Source organism: Sphingomonas sp. CCH5-D11 (assembly GCF_001557395.1).
In the GTDB taxonomy this organism is placed as follows: domain Bacteria; phylum Pseudomonadota; class Alphaproteobacteria; order Sphingomonadales; family Sphingomonadaceae; genus Sphingomonas.
The window spans coordinates 1-557 of sequence record NZ_LSKH01000152.1 but is presented as its reverse complement, the minus strand read 5'-3'; the positions used below and the strand labels follow the sequence as shown (position 1 = coordinate 557).

Annotated in this window: 1 protein-coding gene; it reads right to left on the bottom strand. The window is 69.8% G+C overall.

The genetic code is table 11. From position 1 onward, the window contains the following. Positions 1–557 (bottom strand): alpha/beta fold hydrolase (locus AX702_RS09815; protein WP_156455435.1); only part of this gene is annotated, 557 nt, incomplete at both ends.

Below are 557 nucleotides of genomic sequence, written 5' to 3'. Positions count from 1 at the left end.
TCGTCCGCCGAGTTGCCGCGCGCGAACACCGCGGGCGAGAACTTCCACGTCCACGCGTCCCCGTCCCGCCGGAGCGAATGATAGGCCATGTAGTCCATCAGGAACGGCTCACCCGCGGGCTGTGGCGGCGCGAGCACGTAGCGCGCGCGTGCGGTCGGGTAGTCGGGATACCGGCTGGCGGGCTTGTTCGGGTCGCCCGAGCCGGGGCTGCCGCGTCCGCCACGCCAGTAGGCGGCAAGCGCCTCCGGCCGCATGATCATCAGGTCGCAGATGATCGCGCCCGCGAACCGTTCGGCCGCGATCGTCATCGCGGTCACCGCGACTCCCGCGCCGAAGCTATGACCGATGATCACGGGCGGCTCAGCACCGTCGAATAGCCCAGTCGCCTCCGCCACCGCGATCATCTCGCGCCCGCGGCCGTCACCATCGATCCCCACGCGCGCGTCGCTGTCGCCCATGCCCGCAAGATCATAGGCGACCACATGGTAGTCCGCGGCGAGCAACGGCGCGATAAACGCCCAGCAGCGCGCATGGGCAAGAAAGCCGTGCGCCATGAG